Origin of the sequence: Alkalilacustris brevis, from assembly GCF_003350345.1 — a bacterium.
Classification (GTDB): Bacteria; Pseudomonadota; Alphaproteobacteria; order Rhodobacterales; family Rhodobacteraceae; genus Alkalilacustris; species Alkalilacustris brevis.
In genome coordinates this window covers 1-17,220 of record NZ_QNVJ01000103.1, presented here as the reverse complement: position 1 = coordinate 17,220, position 17,220 = coordinate 1, and the positions used below count along the sequence as shown (strand labels likewise).

Here is a 17,220-nt window from a genome sequence, read left to right as displayed (position 1 = left end):
GATCAGGGATTCTCCTGTCACTTGCAAGCCTTAGCGGCGATATTCCGACAATCTTCGAATGAATTTCGACATCGTCGGAGTTATGTCCCGCACCGCGGTGCGTGGCTGGCGTTGCCGACCGCTCATGGGGGTGGTCCCGGCAGATTGCCTCTTGCCGGGGCGGGCAGTTGTGCATAGGTTGAAGGTCACCGTTGGGGTGCCCTGCAAGGGCTGAGAGGCATAAGCGCCAACCCATCGAACCTGATCCGGCTCGCACCGGCGGAGGGAACGGTTTGGCACAGCGCCCCGCGCAAGCCCGTTTTCCCCTTTCGTCAGCCGGACACGCGGAAAGAAGGGGAAGGCACGTGGCCCATATCGCGCTTACCATTGCAGGCTCGGACAGCGGCGGCGGCGCCGGGATTCAGGCTGATCTCAAGGCCTTTTCGGCGCTGGGGGTCTATGGCGCAAGCGTCATCACCGCGCTCACCGCGCAGAACACCCGCGCGGTCACGATGGTCGAGCCGGCCAGCCCCGCGATGATCGCAGCGCAAATTGACGCGGTTTTCGACGATCTGAAAATCCAGGCGGTGAAACTGGGCATGCTGGGCGGACCGGAGGCGATCGTCGCGGTCGCGCGCGGACTTGAGCGTCATGCCGCGGGTGTGCCGGTGGTGCTCGACCCGGTGATGGTCGCGAAATCGGGTGACGCGCTCCTGCCCGATGCGGCCGTGGGGGCGCTGGCCTCGTGGCTGTTGCCTGCGGCCACACTGCTGACCCCGAACCTGCCCGAAGCCGCGCGCCTGCTGGGCACGGCGCCCGCCGGCAGCGAGGCCGAGATGGCCGAACAGGGGCAGGCGCTGCGCGGCATGGGGCCGGGCGCGGTGCTGATGAAGGGCGGGCATGGCGGCGGCAGCGAATGCGTCGATCTTCTGGTCGAGGAAAGCGGCATCACCCGCCTGAGCGCGCCGCGCCTTGCCACCCGCAACACCCATGGCACCGGTTGCACCCTGTCGGCGGCAATCGCTGCGGGGCTGGCGCAGGAGCTGGCGCTGCGCGATGCGGTGCGGCGCGCGCATGGCTACCTGCAGGGCGCGATTGCCGCGGCCGACCGGCTTGCGGTGGGCACCGGACACGGCCCGGTGCATCATTTTCACGAGGTCTGGAACCATGACTGAACAGGTGACGATCATCGGCGCGGGCGTTGCCGGGCTGTGGGCGGCCTACATGCTGTCGGAGGCGGGCCTGACCCCGCGCGTGATCGACCGCAATGGCCCGCCGGGGGCGCATGGCTGTTCGTGGTGGGCCGGCGGTATGCTCGCCCCCTTTTGCGAAGGGGCGGTGGCCGAGCCCGAAATCACCGCCCACGGGCAGCAGGCCGCGCGGGCCTGGGCCAGGGTCACGCCGGTGACGCGGCGCGGCTCGCTCGTCGTGGCGCTTGAGCGCGACCGGGGTGAACTGGCCCGCTTCGCCCGCCGCACCACCGGGCACGAGACGGTCAGCGACGGGCTGCACCAGCTCGAGCCGGACCTGCGCGAAGTCAAACAGGCGCTTTTTTTCGCCGAGGAGGCGCATCTCGATCCGCGCGCGGCGCTTTCGGATCTGGTCGAGGTGCTGGCTGCGCGCGGCATCGAGGTCGAGACCGGCGAGGCCACGCCCGATGAAATCAAGGGCACGGTGATCGACGCGCGCGGCATGGCGGCCGATCTGCCGGGGCTGCGCGGCGTGCGCGGCGAGATGGTCGTGTTGCGCGCGCCCGAGATCGCGCTGACCCGACCCGTCCGCTTGCTGCATCCGCGCCACCCGCTTTACATCGTGCCGCGGGGCGACGGGCTCTACATGCTGGGGGCCACCCAGATCGAAAGCGCCGACTGGCGCGCGATTTCGGCGCGGTCGCTGCTGGAGTTGCTGAGCGCGGCCTATGCCCTTGACCCGCGCTTTGCCGAGGCCGAGGTCGTGGAAACCGGCGCCGATCTGCGCCCCGCCTTTTCCGACAACGTGCCGCGCGTGGTTCGGCGCGGGCGGGTGCTGCACCTGAACGGCCTGTTCCGCCATGGCTATCTGATGGCCCCGGCGCTGGCGCAGCAGGCCGCCGATTACCTGACCCGGGGCACCAAGGGGGATCTGTTCCATGAAGATTGAAGTGAATGGCGAAACCCGCGAGATCACCGCCACCACCGTGGCCGGCGCGCTGCAGGAACTGGGCTGGGGCGAGGCCCGTGTGGCCACCGCGCTGAACGGCAGCTTCCTGCCCGCCGCCGCCCGCGCTGGCCAGAAGCTGCGCGACGGCGACCGACTGGAAGTGCTGGCGCCCATGCAGGGGGGCTGAGCGATGACCGACAATGCAGCGCCGCCGGGACAACGCAGGAGGTTTCTTCCCTGTCCCGGTGCCAGAGCCCCCCTTTCCCTGACGACCGAAAGGCAGCCCCATGCGTGATTTCTATGGCGTCACACTGGCCAGCCCGCTGATGCTGGGCACGGCGCAATACCCCTCTCCGGCGGTGATGGAACGTGCGTTCCGCGCCTCTGGCGCCTCGGTGGCCACGGTTTCGCTGCGGCGCGAGGCCGGGCAGGGCCAGTCATTCGGAGAGATCATCCGCGGGCTCGGCGTGCATGTGCTGCCCAACACCGCCGGCTGCCACAGCGCGCGCGAGGCGATCACCACCGCGCAGATGGCGCGCGAGATGTTCGAAACCAACTGGATCAAGCTCGAGGTGATCGGCCATGCCGATACCCTTCAACCCGATCCTTTCGGCCTGGTCGAGGCGGCCGAGGCGCTGATCGCCGACGGGTTCGAGGTATTCCCCTACACCACCGAGGATCAGGTGCTGGCGCAGCGGCTGGTCGATGCGGGCTGCCGGGTGCTCATGCCCTGGGGCGCGCCGATCGGCTCGGGGCTGGGGCTGAACAACCGCTATGGGCTCAAGACCCTGCGCGCGGCCTTCCCCGATATTCCGCTGGTGGTGGATGCGGGCCTCGGCCTGCCCAGCCATGCCGCCGAGGCGATGGAGATGGGCTATGACGCGGTTCTGCTGAACACGGCCGTGGCGCAGGCCGGCGATCCGGCGGCGATGGCCGAGGCCTTTGGCCTTGCCGTGCGGGCAGGGGCGCTTGCCCGTCGCGCCGACCCGATGGAGCCGCGCGACATGGCCGCCCCCTCAACCCCCGTCATCGGAAAGGCATGGCTATGAACTTGCCGCGTTTCTACCCGATCTTCGACAGTGTCGACTGGCTGCCCCGCGCCCTGCCGCTGGGCGTGAAATTCGTGCAACTGCGCATCAAGGACCGCGCCGAAGATGCCCTGCGGCAGGAGATTCGCGCAGGGGTGGCGCTGGCGCGCAAACACGGTGCGGCGCTGGTGGTGAACGACTACTGGAAAATCGCCATCGATGAGGGCGCCGAGTGGCTGCACCTGGGCCAGGAAGACCTGGACGAAGCCGACCTGCCGGCCATCCGCCGCGCCGGGCTGAAGCTGGGCATCTCGACCCATGACCGTGCCGAACTGGACCGCGCCCTGGCCTGCGCCCCCGATTACGTGGCGCTGGGGCCGGTTTACCCGACCATCCTCAAGCAGATGAAATGGCACGAGCAGGGGCTTGATCGCGTGGCCGAGTGGAAAAGCCTGGTCGGCGATATCCCGCTTTGCGCCATCGGCGGCATGAGCGTGGCGCGCGCGCCGGGGGTGTTCGACGCGGGCGCCGACCTGATCTCGGTGGTGACCGACATCACACTCAACTCCGACCCCGAGGCGCGCATCAACGAATGGCTGGAGGTCTGTGCATGAGCCGCTACGCCCGCCAGATCGCCCTGCCCGAGATCGGGCACGAGGGCCAGGCCCGGATCGAGGGCGCGCGCGTGCTGGTGGTGGGCGCGGGTGGGCTGGGCGTGCCGGTCCTGCAATATCTGGCCGGGGCGGGGGTGGGCCGCATCACGCTGGTCGATCCCGACGTGGTCGAGGAAACAAACCTGCACCGCCAGCCGCTTTACCGCATGGGCGATATCGGCCTGCCCAAGGTGCAAGCGGCGGCGGCGGCGCTGGGCGCGCTCAACCCTGCGGTGGCGGTGGCCACCCATGTCACCGCGCTCGATCCCGCCAATGCGCCCGCGCTGCTGGAGCGCTGCGACGTCGCGCTCGATTGCGCCGACAGTTTCGCGGTGAGTTACGCGCTCTCCGACGCCTGCATGGCGGCTGGCGTGCCGCTGATCTCGGCCTCGGCGCTGGGGCGGGCGGGCTATGCGGGCGGGTTCTGCGGCCCCGCGCCCAGCCTGCGTGCGGTCTTCCCCGACCTGCCCGAGCGTGCCGCCACCTGCGCCACGGCGGGGGTGATGGGCTCGCTCGTGGGCATGATCGGCGCGCTTCAGGCGCAGATGGCGCTGTCTGTCCTGCTGGGGCATGACCCCGCGCCGCTGGGCCAGCTTGTCACTATCGATGCCGCCACATGGCGCATGGGGGGCTTCCGCTTTGACGGCGCGCCCGAACCCGATGCCGCCGAGAGCCTGCCTTTCGTCGCACAAAGCCAGCTTGCCCCCGGCGATCTGGTGATCGACCTGCGCGACGAGGACGAAGCTCCCACACCCGCCGCACCGCACGCCCGCCGGCTGCAAGTCGAAGAAGCCGACACCTTGCGCCCCGCACCGGGCCAGCGGGTGGTGTTCTGCTGTCGCACTGGCCTGCGGGCCTTTCGTGCAGCCCGCGCGCTGCAAACCCATTGGCAGGGGCCGGTCGCGCTGGCCGCGATCACCCCGCCCGAAATCTCTTATCCCACACCGGAGGAAACCTGATGAAGAAACCCCTCGCCGCTGCGGCGCTGACTGCGACGCTTGCCTTGCCCGCCCAGGCGCAAGACAGCCTGACGCTCGTGCTTGACTGGTTCGTGAACCCCGACCACGCGCCCATCGTGCTGGCCGAGGAACTGGGTTATTTCGCGCAAGCCGGGCTTGAGGTGACGACCGTTACACCGTCCGACCCGAACGAGCCCCCGCGCATGGTGGCGGCGGGCCGTGCCGATCTGGCGGTCTCGTATCAGCCGCAACTGCACCTGAACCTGCATGCCGGCCTGCCGTTGGTGCGGGTTGGCACGCTGGTTTCAACCCCGCTGACCTGCCTTGTGGTGCTGGCCGACGGGCCGGTGCAGGAAATGGCCGATCTGGAAGGGCGCAAGGTGGGCTTTGCCGTGGCCGGGGTGCAGGAGGTGATGCTGGATGCGATGCTGGCCCATCACGGGATGGCGCCGGACGATGTGGAGCAGATCAATATCGGCTGGTCGATCTCGCCCGCGCTGATGTCGGGGCAGGTGGACGGCGTGATCGGGGCGTTTCGCAATTTCGAGCTGAACCAGCTTGAGATCGAAGGCACCGCCGGGCGCTGCTTCTACCCCGAGGCCGAGGGCATCCCCTCCTATGACGAATTGATCTATGTCGCCAACCCAGACCGCATGGACCCGGCCGTGATCGCACGGTTTCTGGACGCCACCGAACGTGCCACGCAGTTCATCCTCAACCAGCCCGAAGCGGCCTGGGAGATCTTCTCGGGCACCGCGCGCGAGTTGCAGACCGAACTGAACATCCGCGCCTGGGATGACACCTGGCCGCGCTTTGCCACCCGACCGGCGGCGATGGACGCGGGCCGCTATGCCCGGTTCGAGGCGTTTCTGACCGAGCGCGGCGCGACCCCCGGTGGCCTGCCGGTCAGTGACATCACCGTCGACGTGACCGCGCTTGCGCTGGAGGCGGAGGCCGGGCAATGAGCGCGCCCGACTATGGCGAGGCCTTCGCGCTTTGGCGGGCGGGCGCGGGGCGGGCATGGCAGGATTATACCTGCCATGCCTTCGTGCAGGGGCTGGGCGATGGCACGCTGCCCCGCGCGGCCTTCCTGCATTACCTGCGGCAGGATTACGTGTTCCTGATCCATTTCTCGCGCGCCTGGGCGCTGGCCGCGGCCAAGTCGGAAACGGTGGAGGAGTTGCGCGCGGCCTCCGAGGCAGTGCATGCGCTGGCCACCGTCGAGATGCCGCTTCACCTGCGCATCTGCGCCGAGGTCGGGCTCGATGCCGCCACCATCGAGGCGACCGAGGAAGCCGCCGAAAACCTCGCCTATACGCGCTATGTGCTGGAGGCCGGATATTCGGGCGGTTTTCTTGACCTGATGGCGGCGCTGGCGCCCTGCGTGCTGGGCTATGGTGAGATCGGCGCCCGGCTGGGTGCTGCGCCGGGGCACGAACGTGGCCCCTATGCCGACTGGATCGCCACCTATGCCGGCGAGGAATATCAGGCGCTCTGCCGCGATGTGGGCGCGCTGATCGACGCATCGCTTGCGCGCCGTCTGGGTGATGCCTGGGCCGACAACCCGCGCTTTGCCACGCTGGCCGCGCGCTTTGCCACGGCCACGCGGCTTGAAGTGGGCTTTTGGGACATGGGCCTGCGCCCGGCATGAGTGCTGCGCCCGGCATAACGCTTGAGGGGCGCGCGCTGATCGCGGGCGCGCCGCTGTTCGGGCCGCTGCGGCTGGAGATGACCGCCGGGCGCTGGACCTGCCTGCTGGGGGCCTCGGGCGCGGGCAAGACGACGCTCTTGCGACTGCTTGCCGGGCTGGAGTGCGCCGCGGTGCTGGAGGGGCAGATCACCACCAGCGACGGTGCGGCGCTGGCCGGACGCGTTGGCTATATGGGCCAGAGCGATCTGTTGCTGCCCTGGGCCGATGTGCTGGGCAATGTGACGCTGGGTGCGCGGCTGCGCGGCCAGCGCCCCGACCGCGACCGCGCGCGCGCCCTGATCGCACGGGTGGGGCTGGAGGGGCATATCCACCAGCGCCCGGCGCAGCTGTCAGGCGGGCAACGCCAGCGTGCCGCACTGGCGCGCACCCTGATGGAGGATCGCCCGGTGGTGCTGCTGGACGAGGCGTTTTCGGCGCTGGACACGCGCACCCGCGTCGAGATGCAGGCGCTCGCAGCCGAAACCCTTCAAGGGCGCACAGTGCTGATGGTCACCCATGACCCGCTCGAGGCCGCGCGCATGGCCGATGCCGCCTGGCTGCTGACCGATGCGGGCACGCTTGAGGCCCTGCCGTTGCCCGAAAGCGCCGCGCCCCGCGCGCTGGACGATGCGGCCACGCTGACCGCCCAGGCACAACTGTTCGCGCGGCTGCGCCGGGCGGCGGTGGCATGAGCGCGGGCCTGGGCAGACGGGCGGCCCTGCGGCTGGGGCGGGTGGCGCTGGCGGTGGGCTTTGGGCTGGCGCTGTGGCAAGCCTTGGTCTGGGTCACAGGGCTGCCGCATTTCATCCTGCCCGGCCCTGGCCGGGTAGCGCAAAGCCTGGTCGATAACGTGGCTATGATTGCCGTGAACGCCCGCTTCACCATTCAGGCGTTGCTGACCGGGTTGGCGGCCGGCGTGGCGTTGGGGGTGTTGACGGCGGTGCAACTGGCGCTGTCGCCGGGCGCGCGGCTGATGGTGCGGCCGCTGCTGATCTTTGCCCAGGCGATCCCGATATTCGCGCTCGCGCCGGTGATCACGCTCTGGCTGGGCTATGGGGCGGGCTCCAAGATTGTCATCGTGATGCTGGTCACATATTTCCCCGTCACCTCGGCGTTTTTCGACGGGCTGATGCGGATGCCGCCGGGCATGGCCGATCTGTCGCGCGTGATGGGGGCGGGGCCGCTGCGCGAGCTGTGGCACTTGCGCCTGCCGCAGGCGCTGCCGGCGCTTGGCTCGGGGCTGCGGCTGGGGGCGGTCTATGCGCCTTTTGGCGTGGTGATCGGCGAATGGGTCGGATCGTCGCGCGGGCTGGGGTATCTGATGCTGCTGGCCAATGGCCGCGCCCAGACCGACCTGATGTTCGCCGCGCTGATAACGCTGGCCGCCTTCAACCTGGTGGTCTTTCTGCTGATCGACCGGCTGGCGCGCGGGCTCGAGGCGCGGTTCGGCTGAGCCGCATCACGGCTGGAGCCGGGGGGCTGTCTGCCCCCCGGACCCCCCGAGGATATTTTTCTCACAGTGAAGGGGGAGGGGGGCAGGGGCGGCGTTGATTGACGGGCCGTGCCGGGCTCAGCGTTCGGGGCTCAGCGTTCGGGGCTCAGCGTTCAGGGATCAGCCCGTGCGGGCGGAACCGCAGCATCAGAAGCAGCGCGATGCCCATGGTCAGCAGGCGCGTATGCGCCGCGTTGGCCATCAGATGCGCGCGCAGGTCGCTGTCGGGGCCAAGACCGCTGGTGAGCATGTCGATCAGCCAGCGGCCCGCCGGCTCCACCTGCACCCAGAGAAACCACACCACCATGCCGCCCAGCACCGCGCCCCAGTTGTTGCCCGAGCCGCCCACGATCACCATCACCCAGATCAGGAAGGTGAAGCGCAGCGGCTCGTAGGTGCCGGGGTTGAGCTGCCCGTCCAGCGTGACCATCATTGCCCCCGCCAGCCCGCAGACGGCCGAGCCGAGGATGAAGATGTTGAGATGCCGCCGGGTGACATCCTTGCCCATGGCACGCGCGGCGGTCTCGTTGTCGCGGATGGCACGCATCATCCGGCCCCAGGGCGAATTGAGCGCTTTCTCCGACAGCCAGATGAGGACCGCGAGCACGGCGGCGAAGAGCAGCGCATAGCTGCCCTGAACGAGGATCGAACTCATGGTGGTGGCCTGCAGCCCGAGCTGCTCGGCCAGGGTGAGGACCCACTGATGTTCGCGCATCTCGACAGGGGTGGCGACCGGGCGGGGCAGGTTGGTGACGTTGCGCACGCCGCGGCTGAGCCAGCCTTCGTTCTTGAGGATGGCGATGATGATCTCGGAAATGCCGAGCGTGGCGATCGCCAGGTAATCCGAGCGCAGCCCCAGCGCGACCTTGCCGACGATCCAGGCCGCGCCCGCGGCCAGCACCCCGCCCACCGGCCAGGACAGAAGCACCGGCAGCCCAAGCCCGCCCAGATAGCCTGTTGTGGCGGGGTTGATCGATTCGATGGCGTCAACGGCAGGGACGAAGAAATAGCGGTTGAGGATGAAACCGACCAGCAACGTGCCAACCAGCGCCGCCACCCGCAGGCGCCCCGGTTCCATGCGTTTCCACACGATTATGGCGGCAAAGATCGTGGCGGCCCCGATCATCAGCCCGAGCAGCGTGCCGAACAGGCCCGCCGACCAGGCCTCGGTCACCGGGGGCATCGACACGATCACCACCGCAAGCCCGCCGATCGCCGTGAAGCCCATCACGCCCACGTTGAACAGGCCCGCATAGCCCCATTGCATGTTGACCCCCAGCGCCATGATCGCCGAGATCAGCCCCATGTTGAGGATGGTCAGCGCCAGCGGCCAGCTCTGGAACATGCCCACCATGGCGAGCGCGGCGAAGAAGGCGGCGTAAAGCCCGATATTGCGCCAGTTCACACTCATACCGATTTCCCCCGGAAGACGCCCGTGGGCCGGAAGATCAGCACCAGCACCAGCAGCGCGAAGGAGACCGCGAACTTGTAATCCACCGACAGGACCTGGATCAGCCCGTCGGGCAGCCATTCTTCGGGCAGGATATGGCCCAGCACCCGGCGCCAGGCATAGGTGATTGTCATCTCGGCGAAGGCGATGATGTAGCCCCCCGCGATCGCGCCCAGCGGATTGCCCAGCCCGCCGACGATGGCCGAGGCGAAGATCGGCAGCAGCAGCTGGAAATAGGTGAAGGGCTGAAACCCCTTGTCCAGCCCGTAAAGCACCCCGGCAATCGTGGCCAGCGTGGCGGTCAGCACCCAGGTCACGCGCACCACGCGATCGGGGTTGATCCCCGAGAGAAGCGCGAGGTCCTCGTTGTCGGAGAAGGCCCGCATCGACTTGCCGGTGCGGGTGCGGTTGAGAAACCAGAACAGCGCGATCATCACCGCAAGCGCGATGACCATCGTCAGGAACTGCGTGGTGCGCAGCGCCAGCCCCTCGGCCAGGCCCGACCATTCGCGAAACTCGCGCACCGAGAAGATGAAGCGCCCGCCATCGTCAAAGCTCTGGCGGCCGGGGCCGATGATCAGCCTCACGATGCCGTTGGTGATGAACATCACCCCGATCGAAACCATGACCAGCACCACGGGTTTGACCCGTTGTCGCCGGTAGAAACTGAACACGAACTTGTCGGCGGCCAGCATGTAGAGGATCGTTGCGACAATGCCGACCGGCAGCGCCAGCAGCGCCGTGGGCAGAACCCCGAAACCGATGCCCGCTGCCTGCAACAGCCAGGTGGTCAGGATCACCCACATGGTGCCGAAGGCCATCACGTCGCCATGGCTGAAATTCGAGAACCGCAAGATGCCGTAGATCAGCGTCACCCCCAGCGCGCCGAGCGCAAGCTGGCTGCCATAGGCCAGCGCGGGGATCACCACGAAATTCGTCAGCGCGACGAGAGCGTTGAGAAAATCCATCAGGTCTCCATCGGTGTGAAGATGTCGGGGCCGTGGCCGGCACGCGACACCGCAAGCGGCAGGGCAGCGAAGGCGACGGAAGGGGCAGGGGGCAGGCGCATGTCTTCCTCAGCCCCCCAAAAAGCTGCGGCGCACCTCGGGGTCGGCCAAAAGGGCCTGCCCGCTATCGGTGAAACGGTTGCGCCCCTGCACCAGCACATAGCCCATATCGGCGATCGCGAGCGCCTGGCGCGCGTTCTGTTCGACCATAAGGATCGAGATGCCGGTGCGCGCCACCTCGATGATCCTGTCGAAAAGTTCATCCATGACAATAGGCGACACGCCGGCGGTGGGCTCGTCCAGCATCAGCACGCTGGGCTTGGTCATCAGCGCGCGGCCCACGGCCACCTGCTGGCGCTGCCCGCCCGAAAGCTCGCCCGCCGCCTGCGAGCGCTTGTCGCGCAGGATCGGGAAAAGCTCGTAAACCTGTTCCATCGTCTCGCCGATGTCATCGCGGCGCAGGAAGGCGCCCATCTCCAGGTTTTCCTCGACCGTCATCGACGGGAAGATGTTGCTGGTCTGCGGGACGAATGCCATGCCCTCGGCCACGCGGGCCTGCGGGGTAAGCGTGGTGATGTCGCGCCCCTTCAGCCGCACGTGCCCCTCGCGCAGCTTGAGCATTCCGAACACGGCCTTCATCGCGGTGGACTTTCCCGCGCCGTTGGGGCCGACGATCACTGCGATCTGGCCCTTTTCCACGGCGATCGTGCAACTGTGCAGGATGTCGGCGCCGCCATAGCCGCCGGTCATGTGCTCGCCGATCAGCATCGGGTCGCTCCCGGATGCCGTGGCCGCGTTTCCGGCGGATGGTTTCGCCCCGGTGGCGGCCCGGCTCATGTGGCGGCCTCCTCTTTCATGATCTTGTTCTTGAGGCCGGTGCCCAGATAGGCCTCGATCACGCGCTCGTCGTTCTTGATTTCCTCGATCGTGCCCTCGGCCAGCACCTTGCCCTCGGCCATGCAGATCACGGGGCCGCAGATGCGGGCGATGAAATCCATGTCGTGCTCGATCACCACAAAGGTGTAGTTGCGTTCGCGATTGAGGCGCAGGATTGCGTCGCCGATGGTGTTGAGCAGGGTGCGATTGACGCCTGCGCCGACCTCGTCAAGAAACACGACCTTCGCATCGGTCATCATCGTGCGGCCCAGTTCCAGCAGCTTCTTCTGCCCGCCCGAAAGGTTGCCGGCCCGCTCGTCGGCAAGGTGGTCGATGGTCAGGAATTCCATTACATCCTCGGCGCGGGCGCGGATGCCACGCTCTTCCTCTGCAACACGGCCGCGATGAAACCAGGCCGACCACAGGTTTTCGCCCGACTGGCCGGGCGGCACCATCATCAGGTTTTCGCGCACCGTCATCGAATGAAATTCATGCGCGATCTGGAAGGTGCGCAACAGCCCCTTGGCGAACAGCACATGCGGCGGCAGGCCGGTGATGTCCTCGCCTTCCATGAAGACGCGGCCCGAGGTGGGCGGCAGGACACCGGCAATGACGTTGAAAAGGGTTGTCTTGCCGGCGCCGTTCGGCCCGATCAGCCCGGTGATGGACCCCGCGTCGATACTGAGTGACGCGCCGTCGACAGCATGAAACCCGCCAAAATGCTTGTGCAGGTTCTCGACACGGATCATGTGGCCCCCGGGGTTTGTCTGTCTTGTCTTGGGAAAGGCCCGGGAAGCTGCGCCCCCGGGCCCGTCCTGACCAGTTTAGCGTGAACCGGGGCTCAGCGGAACTGAACCGTGGTGAACGCGCCGCCCTGCACTTCGTACTCGCGATACGAGCCGGCCGCTTCGCCCGGCTCGATCAACTCGTCGGTCGAGGCGCCGATATAGTCGATCTCGCCGCCGTCGGCCAGAATCTGCAGGCCGCGCGCCAGTTCGCCGGGCATGATGGGCTCGCCCGGGGCGTTGGCGACATTCATGATGTTGGCCGCAATGCCCGCAGGGGTCGCTTCACCGGCAGCCTGGGCGGCCAGCAGCAGCAGCGCCGCCGCGTCATAGCTTTCGCGGGTGTAGGAGCCGGACGGATCAATGCCGGCCTCAAGCGCAAAGGCTTCGAACAGGTCGGAAGCCTCGCCCTCGGCCCAGGGCACCGAGCCGAAAGTGCCTTCCAGATCGGCACCGATGGCGTCGATAAGGCTGGTGCCATACATGCCGTCACCCAGCACGAAGGTGTCAAAGGCACCGGTCTCGACTGAGGTCTGGATGATCCCCATGCCGCCAAGATCGACATAGCCGAACACTGCCAGGACTTCGCCGCCCGCGGCGGCCAGCGCGCCGACTTCGGCCGAATAGTCGCCCTTGCCGTCTTCGTGCGGGGCGCTGACGGTTACGTTGCCGCCCGCGGCCTCGAAGCTGGCGATGAAGCTGTCCGCCAGGCCCAGGCCATAATCGTTGTTGGTGTAGGTGACCGCGACGCTGGAGACGCCACGATCGGCCAGGATCTCGGCCAGCACCTGGCCCTGACGCGCATCCGACGGCGAGGTGCGGTAGAACAGCCCGTTCGATTCGGTGGTGGTGAAGGCCGGCGAGGTCGCCGAGGGTGAAATCATCGGGATGCCATTCGGGATGGCGACATTCTGCAGCACGCCCATCGTCACGCCCGAGCAGTCGGCGCCCATGATGGCAACGACGCCATCGGCACTGACCAGCCGTTCGGCACTGGCCACGGCGGCCGAGCTGTCAAGACAGGTCGAATCGGCGCGCACCGGGGTGATCGTGGTGCCACCAAGAAACAGGCCGCTTTCGCTGGCTTCGCGGAAGGCCAGCTCGGCAGCGTCGGCCATCAGCGGGGTGATCGATTCAAGCGGGCCGGTGAAACCGAGCAGAACACCCATCTTGATCTCGTCGGCCTGGGCGGCAGTGCCTGCCAGCAGGGCCGTTGCAGCCGTTGCGAGTATGGTTTTTTTCATCTTGTTCTCCCTGATTGGATAGGCATACGCGCCAAGCCTAGACGCGGATTCACCAAAAGGAAAGATTCGTCAACGTCAAGATACCCGCCACGCAACTTGCCGTAACGGCATCCGGGCGACTGACGCAACTTGCGGCAAGGCGGGCGGGCAGGGCCGGCATGTCAGCCCCGTTCGCGGCTGCCCTGCGCGCCACGCTCGCGGTAGGGGGTGGTGTCGTAATGCGCGCGGTAGCACTTGGAAAAATGCGACGGGCTGGTGAAGCCGCAGGCCAGCGCCACGTTGATCACGCTCATGTCGGTCTGCATCAGGAGGTTGCGCGCCTTGTTGAGCCGGATTTCCATGTAATACCGCTTAGGGCTGCGGCTCAGATATCGGCGGAACAGGCGTTCGAGCTGGCGGGTCGACATGCCCACGGTGCGCGCAAGTTCGGCGGGGCTGATCGGTTCCTCGATATTCTGTTCCATGATCTGGATCACCTGCGCCAGCTTCGGGTGGCGCACCCCGATCCGCGTGGGGATGGAAAGGCGCTGGGTGTCCTGATCGGTGCGAATGGTCGAGTATATCAGCTGGTCGGCCACGGTATTGGCAAGGTCTTCGCCGTGATCGTCGGCGATCAGCCGCAGCATCAGGTCGATCGAGGCCGTGCCGCCGGCAGTGGAAAGCCGGTTGCCATCGATCACGAAGACCGATTTCGCCAGATCGACCATCTCGAATTCTTCAAGAAAACTGTCGTGGTTTTCCCAATGGATGGTGGCGCGGCGCCCGTCCAGAAGCCCTGCGCGCGCCAGCGTGTGGCTGCCGGTGCACATGCCGCCGATCGTGACCCCGTGGCGGGCGATGCGGCGCAGCCAGTTGATCACGGCGCGTGTGCTGGCTTCCTGTACGTCGACGCCGCCGCAGACCAGAACGGTATCCTCGCGTTCGATCTCGTCCAGCCCCATGTCCAGGTGAAACACCGCGCCGTTCGAACAGGTCGCGGTCTCGCCGCCCTCGCCGGCAAGCACCCAGTCATAGGCGCGCCAGCCCAGCAACCTGTTGGCCAGCCGAAGCGGCTCGATCGCCGAGGCGAAACACAACATCGAGAACCGGTCGAGCAGCAGGAACACGAAGCGGCGCGGCGCCTGCGCACCGGCCCTGCCATCGTATTTTCGTGCCCTGTGAATCATGGTGGCTCCGGCGCCCCTGTTGGCCCGGCAGGGAAACAGGAAAGCCCGGTGCGATCAAGCGAAAGCGGACGGCGGCTGCCTCAGGGCAGGATCTGAAGCCACAGCCAGATCGTGACGATCGACCCGGCGGTGGCCAGCAGCACCGAAGAGGCCGCGACCCGCCGCGCGCGCCCGTACATGTTGGCGAAAAGATAGGCGTTGACCCCTGGCGCCACGCTCGCGGCCAGCACGGCCCCCTGCAATTGCGCCAGTTCGAGCCGCAGCAGCGTGGCAAAGCCCAGCGTCAGCGCCGGCTGCACAAAAAGCGAAAGCAGTGCGATATAGCCGATCAGCCGCAGATCACCCTCGGGCCGGTAGCGATAGAGAATGCCGCCCAGGGCGAAAAGCGCGGCCGGCAGGGCCGCCTGCGCCAGCAGATCGACCGCCTGGTCAAGCGCGTCGGGCAGCAGTAGCCCCGTCAGATTGGCGAAGAACCCAGCATAAATGCCCAGCATGATGGGATTGCGCAGCATTCCCAGCGCGACCTGTCCGACGGTGCGCAGCACGCCCCGGCCGCTGTTGCGCACCACTTCCATCACCAGGATGCCCAGCAGATAGCAAAGCGGCGCATGAAGCGCGAGAATGGCATAGACGGAATCGAGCGCCACGCCGCCATAGGCGCGTTCGGTGATCGGCAGGCCGACCAGCATCACGTTGCCGTAGAGCGTGCAAAAACCGATGGCGACGGCGTCCTCCCAATCACGCGCGAAAAGAAACCGCGCCCCCAGCATCCCCGCCACGAAACCCAGCGAGGCCGCTCCGTAAAAGGTGCCCAGCATCGCAATGCCGAAACTGGCACTGATATCGATGGTCGAGATCGCCCCGAACAGCAGGCAGGGGATGGCGAAGTTCGTGGCGAACTTCATCAACTGGTCGAAGCCGGTCTCGGTGATCAGCCGCGAGATCGCCGCCAGATAGCCAATGCCGACCACCACAAAGACCGGCAGGATGACCGAGGCCAGCGTTTCCAGGGGGCTAGACATCGTAGCTGAGCGTCAGGCCGTCATGGGCGGGCGTGACATGCGCGGGGGTTTCACGCGCGACGGTGTGGTAATCGAGATCGTTGTGCATGTTGGTCAACACCGCATGGCGCGGCGCGGCGCGGGCGATCCAGGACAGCGTAAGCGCAAGATGCGCATGTGTCGGGTGTGGCCTGCGCCGCAGCGCATCGACGATCCAGCACTCCAGCCCCTCGAGCAGCGGCCAGGCGTTGTCGGGCAGGCTGACGGCATCGGGCAGATAGGCGACATCTCCAATGCGGAACCCCAGCGCATCCATCGTGCCGTGATCGGCGCGAAACGGGATCAGCCCGATCGCGCCGCCCGCGCCCGAGATCTGGAAAGGCCCGGAGATCGTGTGCATGTCGAGGATCGGCGGATAGGGCGAGCCTTCGGGCTGCATGAAGGCGTAGCCGAAGCGCGAGTAAAGCGCCTCCTGCGTCGGCCCGTCGGCCCAGACGGGCAGGCGGCGGCCGATGTTGAACACCACCTGCCGCAGATCGTCGATACCATGCACATGATCGGCGTGGCTGTGGGTGTAGACCACCGCGTCCAGTTCGCCCACGCCGGCGCCGAGAAGCTGCTCGCGCATGTCGGGCGAGCTGTCGATCAACACGCGGGTCTTGCCGCGCCCGGCTTCCTCGCGCGTGATAAGCAGCGAACAGCGGCGGCGGCGGTTCTTCGGCTCGAACGGGTCGCAATCGCCCCATTGATCGCCCAGCCGCGGCACCCCGCCGGAGGAGCCGCAGCCAAGAATGGTGAAGCTGATCCGCGCCATCAGGCCGCCTTGCGCCAGGCCGCCGCGCGGGCGAACAGCCGGTCGAAATTCTGCGTCGTCTGGCGGGCGAAATCGGCGTAGTCCATCCCGAAAACCTCCGCCCCCACGCGGGCGGTGTGGGCGGTATAGGCCGGCTCGTTACGCTTGCCGCGATGGGGCGGAGGGGCGAGATAGGGCGCGTCGGTTTCGACCAGGACGCGCTCCACCGGGGCGGTGGCGAAGATGTCGCGCAGTTCCTGCGATTTCGGAAAGGCGGCGATGCCCGACATCGACAGGTAGAACCCCAGATCAAGCGCCGCCTCGGCCAGCCCACGCCCCGAGGAAAAGCAGTGCATCACGCAATCATAGGGGCCGGCGCGGTGCTCTTCGCTAAGGATGCGCGTCATGTCGTCATCGGCATCGCGGGCGTGGATGATCAGCGGCAGGCGGGTCTGGCGCGCGGCCTCGATATGGATGCGCAGGCTTTCCTGCTGCCGCGCCGCGCTTTCGGCGGTGTAGTGGTAATCCAGCCCGGATTCGCCAATGCCCACGAACTTGGGGTGCCGCGCCAGCGCGACCAGGTCCTCGACACTGGCCAGCGGCTCGTCGGCGGCGCTCATCGGGTGGGTGCCGGCGGCATAGAAGACCGGCGCATGCGCCTCGGCGATGGCGCGCACGCGCGGCTCCTGCCGAAGCCGAGTGCAGATCGTGACCATGCGCATCACGCCTGCCTCGCGCGCGCGGGCGATGATCGCTGCATGCTCGCCATCGAAATCGGGGAAATCCAGGTGACAATGGCTATCGACGATTTCGGGCGGCTGGGTGCTCATGCGGGCCTTCGGGGCTTGGTCGGGCGGCTCAGGCAGGGTGCGGGGCCGCCGCGGTTTCGATCTTCAGCACCATATCAAGCACCAGCGCGGCAGGGTCAAGGTTGACCGCCCGGCCGCGCCGTGCGCGC

At 67.4% G+C, this 17,220-nt stretch carries 19 protein-coding genes and 1 riboswitch; of the genes, 10 read left to right on the top strand and 9 right to left on the bottom strand.

Annotated elements, in window-relative coordinates; genetic code table 11:
* Window positions 1-182: 182 nt before the first annotated feature.
* Window positions 183-284: riboswitch (TPP riboswitch) on the top strand.
* A 60-nt stretch (window positions 285-344) separates the two neighbouring features.
* The 10 genes from thiD (at window position 345) to DQ229_RS16010 (ending at window position 7,901) form a co-directional block, all read left to right on the top strand.
* Window positions 345-1,154 carry a bifunctional hydroxymethylpyrimidine kinase/phosphomethylpyrimidine kinase gene (gene thiD, locus DQ229_RS16055; RefSeq protein ID WP_114967286.1) on the top strand — a complete coding sequence of 270 codons (810 nt, stop codon included), beginning with the start codon at window positions 345-347 and terminating at the stop codon, window positions 1,152-1,154.
* A complete protein-coding gene (locus tag DQ229_RS16050; RefSeq protein ID WP_114967285.1) occupies window positions 1,147-2,118 on the top strand; it encodes an FAD-dependent oxidoreductase in 972 nt (323 codons plus the stop codon). Before thiD ends, DQ229_RS16050 begins: the two co-directional genes overlap by 8 nt.
* A complete protein-coding gene (gene thiS, locus DQ229_RS16045) occupies window positions 2,108-2,305 on the top strand; it encodes a sulfur carrier protein ThiS (RefSeq protein WP_114967284.1) in 198 nt (65 codons plus the stop codon). Before DQ229_RS16050 ends, thiS begins: the two co-directional genes overlap by 11 nt.
* A gap of 100 nt (window positions 2,306-2,405) precedes the next feature.
* A complete protein-coding gene (locus tag DQ229_RS16040; protein WP_114967283.1) occupies window positions 2,406-3,167 on the top strand; it encodes a thiazole synthase in 762 nt (253 codons plus the stop codon).
* Entirely contained in the window at window positions 3,164-3,760 is a 597-nt protein-coding gene (locus DQ229_RS16035; protein WP_114967282.1) for a thiamine phosphate synthase, read from the top strand. Before DQ229_RS16040 ends, DQ229_RS16035 begins: the two co-directional genes overlap by 4 nt.
* Window positions 3,757-4,758, top strand: a complete 1,002-nt coding sequence (locus tag DQ229_RS16030) for a HesA/MoeB/ThiF family protein (RefSeq protein WP_202909598.1) — start codon at window positions 3,757-3,759, stop codon at window positions 4,756-4,758. The genes DQ229_RS16035 and DQ229_RS16030 overlap by 4 nt, the downstream gene beginning before the upstream one ends.
* Complete coding sequence (locus tag DQ229_RS16025; protein ID WP_114967280.1) at window positions 4,758-5,723, top strand: ABC transporter substrate-binding protein; 966 nt, start codon at window positions 4,758-4,760, stop codon at window positions 5,721-5,723. The genes DQ229_RS16030 and DQ229_RS16025 overlap by 1 nt, the downstream gene beginning before the upstream one ends.
* Entirely contained in the window at window positions 5,720-6,409 is a 690-nt protein-coding gene (gene tenA, locus DQ229_RS16020) for a thiaminase II (protein ID WP_114967279.1), read from the top strand. Before DQ229_RS16025 ends, tenA begins: the two co-directional genes overlap by 4 nt.
* Entirely contained in the window at window positions 6,406-7,140 is a 735-nt protein-coding gene (locus tag DQ229_RS16015; RefSeq protein ID WP_114967278.1) for an ABC transporter ATP-binding protein, read from the top strand. Before tenA ends, DQ229_RS16015 begins: the two co-directional genes overlap by 4 nt.
* Window positions 7,137-7,901: an ABC transporter permease gene (locus tag DQ229_RS16010; protein ID WP_114967277.1), complete on the top strand. Its 765-nt coding sequence runs from the start codon at window positions 7,137-7,139 to the stop codon at window positions 7,899-7,901. The genes DQ229_RS16015 and DQ229_RS16010 overlap by 4 nt, the downstream gene beginning before the upstream one ends.
* Window positions 7,902-8,046: 145 nt before the next feature.
* On the opposite strand, the gene DQ229_RS16005 is transcribed toward DQ229_RS16010, so the two are convergent.
* From DQ229_RS16005 to DQ229_RS15965, 9 genes are all read right to left on the bottom strand, one after another.
* Window positions 8,047-9,351, bottom strand: coding sequence for a branched-chain amino acid ABC transporter permease (locus DQ229_RS16005; RefSeq protein ID WP_114967276.1), 1,305 nt, complete (start codon window positions 9,349-9,351; stop codon window positions 8,047-8,049).
* Window positions 9,348-10,358 carry a branched-chain amino acid ABC transporter permease gene (locus DQ229_RS16000; protein ID WP_114967275.1) on the bottom strand — a complete coding sequence of 337 codons (1,011 nt, stop codon included), beginning with the start codon at window positions 10,356-10,358 and terminating at the stop codon, window positions 9,348-9,350. The genes DQ229_RS16005 and DQ229_RS16000 overlap by 4 nt, the downstream gene beginning before the upstream one ends.
* Before the next feature lie 108 nt (window positions 10,359-10,466).
* Window positions 10,467-11,165 carry an ABC transporter ATP-binding protein gene (locus DQ229_RS15995; RefSeq protein WP_238381167.1) on the bottom strand — a complete coding sequence of 233 codons (699 nt, stop codon included), beginning with the start codon at window positions 11,163-11,165 and terminating at the stop codon, window positions 10,467-10,469.
* Window positions 11,166-11,230: 65 nt separating this feature from the next.
* Complete coding sequence (locus DQ229_RS15990) at window positions 11,231-12,022, bottom strand: ABC transporter ATP-binding protein (protein ID WP_114967273.1); 792 nt, start codon at window positions 12,020-12,022, stop codon at window positions 11,231-11,233.
* A 92-nt stretch (window positions 12,023-12,114) separates the two neighbouring features.
* Window positions 12,115-13,302, bottom strand: a complete 1,188-nt coding sequence (locus DQ229_RS15985; protein ID WP_114967272.1) for an ABC transporter substrate-binding protein — start codon at window positions 13,300-13,302, stop codon at window positions 12,115-12,117.
* 161 nt (window positions 13,303-13,463) lie between these two features.
* Window positions 13,464-14,468, bottom strand: coding sequence for a GlxA family transcriptional regulator (locus DQ229_RS15980; protein ID WP_114967271.1), 1,005 nt, complete (start codon window positions 14,466-14,468; stop codon window positions 13,464-13,466).
* An 80-nt stretch (window positions 14,469-14,548) separates the two neighbouring features.
* Window positions 14,549-15,490: an AEC family transporter gene (locus DQ229_RS15975; RefSeq protein WP_114967270.1), complete on the bottom strand. Its 942-nt coding sequence runs from the start codon at window positions 15,488-15,490 to the stop codon at window positions 14,549-14,551.
* Window positions 15,483-16,283 carry an MBL fold metallo-hydrolase gene (locus DQ229_RS15970; protein ID WP_114967269.1) on the bottom strand — a complete coding sequence of 267 codons (801 nt, stop codon included), beginning with the start codon at window positions 16,281-16,283 and terminating at the stop codon, window positions 15,483-15,485. Before DQ229_RS15970 ends, DQ229_RS15975 begins: the two co-directional genes overlap by 8 nt.
* Window positions 16,283-17,092, bottom strand: a complete 810-nt coding sequence (locus DQ229_RS15965; protein ID WP_114967268.1) for a TatD family hydrolase — start codon at window positions 17,090-17,092, stop codon at window positions 16,283-16,285. Before DQ229_RS15965 ends, DQ229_RS15970 begins: the two co-directional genes overlap by 1 nt.
* Window positions 17,093-17,220 lie beyond the last annotated feature (128 nt).

Excerpts from the sequence above, each read along its gene's own strand:
- thiS (WP_114967284.1), top strand. The coding sequence starts at position 2,108 with ATGAAGATTGAAGTGAATGGCGAAACCCGCGAGATCACCGCCACCACC.
- DQ229_RS16025 (WP_114967280.1), top strand. The coding sequence starts at position 4,758 with ATGAAGAAACCCCTCGCCGCTGCGGCGCTGACTGCGACGCTTGCCTTG.
- DQ229_RS15985 (WP_114967272.1), bottom strand. The coding sequence starts at position 13,302 with ATGAAAAAAACCATACTCGCAACGGCTGCAACGGCCCTGCTGGCAGGC.
- DQ229_RS16030 (WP_202909598.1), top strand. The coding sequence starts at position 3,757 with ATGAGCCGCTACGCCCGCCAGATCGCCCTGCCCGAGATCGGGCACGAG.
- tenA (WP_114967279.1), top strand. The coding sequence starts at position 5,720 with ATGAGCGCGCCCGACTATGGCGAGGCCTTCGCGCTTTGGCGGGCGGGC.
- DQ229_RS16010 (WP_114967277.1), top strand. The coding sequence starts at position 7,137 with ATGAGCGCGGGCCTGGGCAGACGGGCGGCCCTGCGGCTGGGGCGGGTG.
- DQ229_RS16040 (WP_114967283.1), top strand. The coding sequence starts at position 2,406 with ATGCGTGATTTCTATGGCGTCACACTGGCCAGCCCGCTGATGCTGGGC.
- DQ229_RS15975 (WP_114967270.1), bottom strand. The coding sequence starts at position 15,490 with ATGTCTAGCCCCCTGGAAACGCTGGCCTCGGTCATCCTGCCGGTCTTT.
- DQ229_RS15990 (WP_114967273.1), bottom strand. The coding sequence starts at position 12,022 with ATGATCCGTGTCGAGAACCTGCACAAGCATTTTGGCGGGTTTCATGCT.
- DQ229_RS16000 (WP_114967275.1), bottom strand. The coding sequence starts at position 10,358 with ATGGATTTTCTCAACGCTCTCGTCGCGCTGACGAATTTCGTGGTGATC.
- DQ229_RS15965 (WP_114967268.1), bottom strand. The coding sequence starts at position 17,092 with ATGAGCACCCAGCCGCCCGAAATCGTCGATAGCCATTGTCACCTGGAT.
- DQ229_RS16035 (WP_114967282.1), top strand. The coding sequence starts at position 3,164 with ATGAACTTGCCGCGTTTCTACCCGATCTTCGACAGTGTCGACTGGCTG.
- DQ229_RS16050 (WP_114967285.1), top strand. The coding sequence starts at position 1,147 with ATGACTGAACAGGTGACGATCATCGGCGCGGGCGTTGCCGGGCTGTGG.
- DQ229_RS16005 (WP_114967276.1), bottom strand. The coding sequence starts at position 9,351 with ATGAGTGTGAACTGGCGCAATATCGGGCTTTACGCCGCCTTCTTCGCC.
- DQ229_RS16015 (WP_114967278.1), top strand. The coding sequence starts at position 6,406 with ATGAGTGCTGCGCCCGGCATAACGCTTGAGGGGCGCGCGCTGATCGCG.
- DQ229_RS15970 (WP_114967269.1), bottom strand. The coding sequence starts at position 16,283 with ATGGCGCGGATCAGCTTCACCATTCTTGGCTGCGGCTCCTCCGGCGGG.
- DQ229_RS15995 (WP_238381167.1), bottom strand. The coding sequence starts at position 11,165 with ATGCTGATCGGCGAGCACATGACCGGCGGCTATGGCGGCGCCGACATC.
- DQ229_RS15980 (WP_114967271.1), bottom strand. The coding sequence starts at position 14,468 with ATGATTCACAGGGCACGAAAATACGATGGCAGGGCCGGTGCGCAGGCG.